This window comes from Limnohabitans sp. 2KL-17, assembly GCF_003063415.1.
GTDB lineage: Bacteria > Pseudomonadota > Gammaproteobacteria > Burkholderiales > Burkholderiaceae_C > Limnohabitans_A.
This window is the reverse complement of sequence record NZ_NESK01000055.1, coordinates 1-5,396: the sequence shown is the minus strand read 5'-3', so window position 1 is coordinate 5,396 and position 5,396 is coordinate 1. Positions and strand designations below refer to the sequence as shown.

General features: G+C 55.1%; 4 protein-coding genes. 2 read left to right on the top strand and 2 right to left on the bottom strand.

Going from position 1 to position 5,396, the window contains the following annotated elements:
• Nucleotides 1-210: 210 nt before the first annotated feature.
• Nucleotides 211-1,653: a hypothetical protein gene (locus tag B9Z45_RS16980; RefSeq protein ID WP_146180955.1), complete on the top strand. Its 1,443-nt coding sequence runs from the start codon at nt 211-213 to the stop codon at nt 1,651-1,653.
• A 2-nt stretch (nt 1,654-1,655) separates the two neighbouring features.
• On the opposite strand, the gene B9Z45_RS16405 is transcribed toward B9Z45_RS16980, so the two are convergent.
• Nucleotides 1,656-3,452 carry a tetratricopeptide repeat protein gene (locus B9Z45_RS16405; RefSeq protein WP_108408271.1) on the bottom strand — a complete coding sequence of 599 codons (1,797 nt, stop codon included), beginning with the start codon at nt 3,450-3,452 and terminating at the stop codon, nt 1,656-1,658.
• Between the two features lie 35 nt (nt 3,453-3,487).
• Nucleotides 3,488-4,777, bottom strand: coding sequence for a radical SAM protein (locus B9Z45_RS17480; RefSeq protein ID WP_233252245.1), 1,290 nt, complete (start codon nt 4,775-4,777; stop codon nt 3,488-3,490).
• A 372-nt stretch (nt 4,778-5,149) separates the two neighbouring features.
• Between B9Z45_RS17480 and B9Z45_RS16395 the strand changes: the two genes are divergently transcribed.
• Nucleotides 5,150-5,396, top strand: a 247-nt coding sequence (locus tag B9Z45_RS16395; RefSeq protein ID WP_146180858.1) for a transposase, incomplete at its 3' end; no start/stop codon positions are given.

Here is a 5,396-nt window from a genome sequence, read left to right as displayed (position 1 = left end):
CGCATCGTGAAAAGGCTCTCGGTGAAGGTGTCAGCGCCGCGCATCATGTGTCCGTGTAGTTGCTCAACAATTAACGTTTCTCAGGGGCTCGGCGTGGACCTAAACATGGGAGTATTTCAGCAGCCTGTTAGCCTCTAATTCCCGATCAAAAATTTGTAATTTTTGCCATTTACAGACACTAGAATCACCAAAATAGCAAAGGCATTCAAAATGAGTACAAAATCTCTTTCAGGTTTTTTAATGGGTGTTTGCGCCGCAGCAGGTGCAGCAGCCTCGACCTGCCCACCCGGAAGATTCGACCCACTGGACGGCAGCAACTGCGTACCCGCCCCGATCGGTTCGTATGTGCCAACTCCGGGTGCTTCTGCGGCTACACCTGCACCTGCAGGTTATTTCGTACCCGCTACCGGCCGAACTTATGCCACCGAGGCGCCTGTGGGTTATTACGTGGCCACGCCTGGACAGTTTGCAGCAACTCCTGCTCAAGCTGGCTCTTACGTTGACCGGACTGGCGCCACAAGTGAAACCCCAGCTCCGGTTGGTTATTTCACAAACAGTCCGGGCGCCGTAAGCCCCACACCTGCGCCACTGGGCTATTTTGTGGGGTCAACTGGCCGGACCGTAGCTGATGCTGCGCCACTAGGCTTTTATGTTGCTACCACTGGCGCATCTGCGCCCACACCCGTTGAAGCCGGTTTTTACACAGCAAGCACGGGAGCCGTTTCGGGCATTGGTGCAGGCATGATGGCCAGCCCGCTCAATATGGCGATGGATGCTGCGCAATCCATCTTGTCACGCCAAAACACCATGGTCATGCCAGATGGCCAAAGCCTGGATGTGGCAGTGACCGCCAATCGCACCCGATATGACCAAGCTGGCCTGAGCGCACAAAACAACCAAACCATCAATAGCACCGCTGTTTTGCTTCAGCACACATCTGACCAAAGTCCAACAGCTTGGAAAATATTCGGAGGTCTGGCCGATCAAAAACTCAAAGCCAGCACTGCGGGCTCCGGACAGGGCCGCACTTGGCTTCTGGGCGCAAGCCGAGGAATTCATTGGGGCCAAGCCGAGCCACTGGTGGCTGCTGTCTATGCGGGCCAAAGCTCTGCCGACATCGTGCGCAACGTCACCGAATTGTCTGCAGCCGAGAGCCAAATTCACAGTGCTTCAGTGCGGGTCATGGGTGTACGCCTGTCTACGGGCATTCCTGTGCAAGCCATTTCGGCGCGGCTGATGTTGGAGGCTGGGGTGGTTCACTACGCCCAAAGTGCAACGGCAGAAACCAGCAGCACAACAGGTACCACGGCAGGTCTGCAGACGGCCAAATACGGCCAAATGGGAATCCCTGTTTTCGTGGGTTTTCAACACCAGTTCAGCGCCGCCAGCATCCAATGGGGGGTGCGTGCCGAACTGAACCCCAATCGCCAGCTCAATGCGTCACTGACCAATGCGGCCAACGTTTACAACGGCACCCAATACAGCTTTGCTGTCCCGGTCGGTATGTCATCCACACAGGCTTTTGTAGCCAAATTGAGACTCAAAGAAATGGCCCTCGGGCAAGGTCTCGCGTTCAATGGCGGTGCCGAAATCGAAGCAGGATCCAAACTGAATCGACAACAGCTGCAGATGGTCCTGGCCAAGCGCTGGTAAGTTCAAACCAAGCGCCGCAAAGTCTGCGCAAAACCATGCGCAAACAGGCGCCCATCTCCTAAAGAGGTGGACGCCATTTTTTTGCGCAAGCCCTGACGCGCCAGCACCAAAGCATCATGGTCATCGGCACAAGCGACAGCTCGCTGAACAAAATCTTCCTCACTGTGTGCAATCCAGTCTGACGCATCCAGCGTTTGCAAAATACTGGCCGACTGCCGCCCCGCCGGACGATCTGAAACCAAAGTCATCACCGGCACGCCCATCCACAAAGCCTCACAGGTTGTGGTTGCACCTGAAAAAGGCCATGTATCCAGCGCCACATCCACCTCACCGTAAGCCGCCAATATATCGGCATGGCGTGTAGCGCCATACATCTCGATTCGCCCTGGTGACACCCCGTGGCTGGCAAAGCGCTCGCGCAAAGTCTGGCGCACCCCACTGTCAACCAGGGTCTTCCAGCGCAACTGCAAACGGCTGTTCGGCGTGGCCAGCAACACCCGTGCCCACAAGGCCACACAGCCGTCGCTGATTTTGGCCAAATTGGTAAACGCTCCCCAAGTCACATAACCATTGCGTATGACCGGAGGCGGAACAGGCTCTGGCGAAAATTCTGGGGGGGCATAGCAAAACCGGCTGTGCGGTAAATACGCCACCTGCTCTGAGCACAACAACTGCTCATGGGGCAATACATGCAGCGCATCCGTAATAAGGTAATCCATCGCAGGCACCAGCGTGGTCGAAAAATACCCCAAAAAACTCGCCTGCACAGCACACGCCCGCCGCGCAAACACGTCCAGCCTGTTGCCCTGCGTGTGCCCCGACAAATCAATCAATATATCCAACCCATCCCGAGCCACCTCGTCACATACATCCTGTGCAGACAACTTGGCAATTGGCATCCAGCGTTTAGATGCCTGCATCAAACGCGCGGTCCACGCATCGTGCTTTTGGCCATTGTCATAACAAAAACTCTGCACTCCCTCATCGCTCAAGTGCGGCAGGAACGAGGCCAAAAAGTATCCAATCGGATGCGCGTAAAAATCAGCCGACACCCAGCCCACACGCAATGGCCTTGCAGCCGTCTGCTGCGGCGTCATACGGCCATGCGCCAGTCCCTGCACAGCCGGACCACCCCCGATATGGGCCATCACGGGTTGTGCCAGTTCACGCAAAGCCTGCAAATGCATTTCGTAACCTGGTACATAACTGGCAAACATCAAAGCATTAGACAGTGCATGCAAGTCAGTCACATCAACCGCTGTAGGCCAGGCCGCCTCCAATGCACGGCTTGCATCACCTGCCTCAAACAGTGCTAAAGCCATCGCCTGCGTTGCTTCGGCATGCGTCAAGGCAAACGGCGACAGCGCCTGGATGGCCCGCATTGGATACCCCTCATGAAGCCACACACGTGCCAAACCAACTGCCGCCTGCGCACCCCACACCGGATGCGCCAGCCACTGCGAAAAAGCTGTACCAGCTTCATCTTGGCGCTGCTGCAAGGCATGCAAATGCGCCAACTGCAACGCTGCCTGCGCCCACAGAGCGCCCTCTCGACCACCCGCACCCGTTGGAACACCTGCAACCTGTGAAGCAGGCACTTTTGCCTGAGCCTGCGCCAATGCGTTGCGAGCCATCACCACTGCCTCATCCAGCAAGCCCAGCTGACGCAAACACTCAGCCAGTGCCAGCACCGCATCGATATCCTCTGGGGCTTGCTGCAGCATCGCCTGCCACAAGGGGACAGCAGCGCCCCACTGCTGGCGCTTCATGCATTGGCGTGCTTGTTCAAACAACGTCATGCGACCACCTTGTCCACTTCAAAGATCCGCTGTAGTCAAGTGCAGGTTGTTCTGCATGCACTGACCGCAAAAAGGATTGGTATATTTTTTTGTTCCAGCGCGGCATGGCTGTGCTCCAAAAACGCCACAGGCTCAGAGGACAAATCCTGGGTTGTGCCGCAACATAAGGTTACGCAACCGTTGTACTGGATTGACGTCATATTAAAGCGCAGCTCACAATCGAAACTGCCAGAGCGGTGCGCTTTCAGGTGCGCTGAAATTTCAGCGGGAGCTGTCAGTAATTGTGCGTGCAAAGGCTCGGCCACCCACGAGTCGGCACCGGAAGAAAGCATGCGCAATGCCGTTTCAATCGGCGCCACAATCGCCGTTGACGGCACGTAGCCAAATCCTAAAGACACAGCAAAATCCTGCACCTGCTGCTGGTCCTGTAAGGTGTGGCGGTACAAATGGTGTCCAATCCATATTTCGGTCGTTGCCTTGTGCCGGTCCCGTGCTTGGGCCAGCAACTGTAAATTGGCTTTCACTCGATCAATGTCGCCTCGCACATGCGTCTGTGCGTAAGCCTCTTGGCGCAAGCTTGACAACGACACTTTCATCCGGTCTGGGTTGGCCTGCATCAGTTCATCAATTCGATCCGAATGGTGCAAATTGCTAGACACCATGCTCGTAAGCCCCGCGTGGCGAACATCGCCAATCAAAGCCCCTAACTGCGGATGCAACAAAGGCTCGCCCCAATTGAAGAGCCAGATGTCTGGACAATGCGGAAAATTTTCTTGCACAATTTTTTGCAAAATAGCCTGAAATAAATCACGCTGCATCAACCCCTTTGGCAACGCCGCCCCCTGGCCCACCGGGCATGTGGGGCAACGCAAATTGCAGCCACCAACCACATCAATCGCATACACATAACGCGAGCTCTCAATGGGGTGATAACGGCGCAAGCCTGTGGGCGCCAAAGGCTGCAAATACCCAGGCAAAGCTGCCCGTACCCTTAGGGCCGCATGCTCCAAGGCTTTCAAATCATGCCGCTCTAGCCACTGCACAAACTGATCGGCATGGTCTTTGTATTGGTGTGCCAGCAAGGCTTGGACAACTGAAGCACTGGCTGCCGCCAGATCAAGCCGACTGCCACCGGACAGTAAAGCCGGCCGCACCCAAGACAAACCCTCTAGCCGAGCTTGCCCCAACAGCAAAATTCCCAGGTTGTACCCTGCTACCGGTTCGTCAGGACGAACAGCCAAATAAGCCCGGTACAAGCCCTCTGCCTCTGGCCAACGGCCTGCCTGATGGGCTTGGACAGCAAGATCAAGATTTGCAACGGTCATGTCAGTCATTCAGTCAGCGCACTCATTGAAAATCACCACACAGTCTCAAAAATAAGAGGTAGATATTCGTGGCGGTATTTTTTGACGATAATTTTCAAAATTGGATTGAAAAAACAAATTGCTCACGTGGGCTCAACCCATTTTTCAATGGAACCCATCATATCCAACGAGGCAGCTTTTCTATGTTTCTATTTCTATTTGGACTTTCTGCTCAGTGATGGCGCGAATATGGCTGTTGCTTTATTTCGTCACCTTGGTGAGCGCGTTCCAGCAGGCAAAATGCAAAGATGATCACCGTGTGCAAAGCTTCTCATTTTTTTAAGGCTACGCTGAATAAGTCCACCGCATTGGGTGCTGTTTCGTTATAGGTCGATGAAACAACAGACCCTTGCCCTAGCGGCCGATGCAGGAGCCGGATTCGAACAATACCGTCGCGCAACCAGGCGCGACGTGTTCCTCTCCACAATGAATGAGATCGTTCCGTGGCATGCGCTATGCGAAGTGATCGAGCCGCATTACCCCAAGCCGGGCAATGGTCGCCCGCCGGTGGGACTTGAGCGTATGTTGCGCATGTACTTTGTGCAGCACTGGTTCAACTTGGCCGACGAGGCTTGCGAGG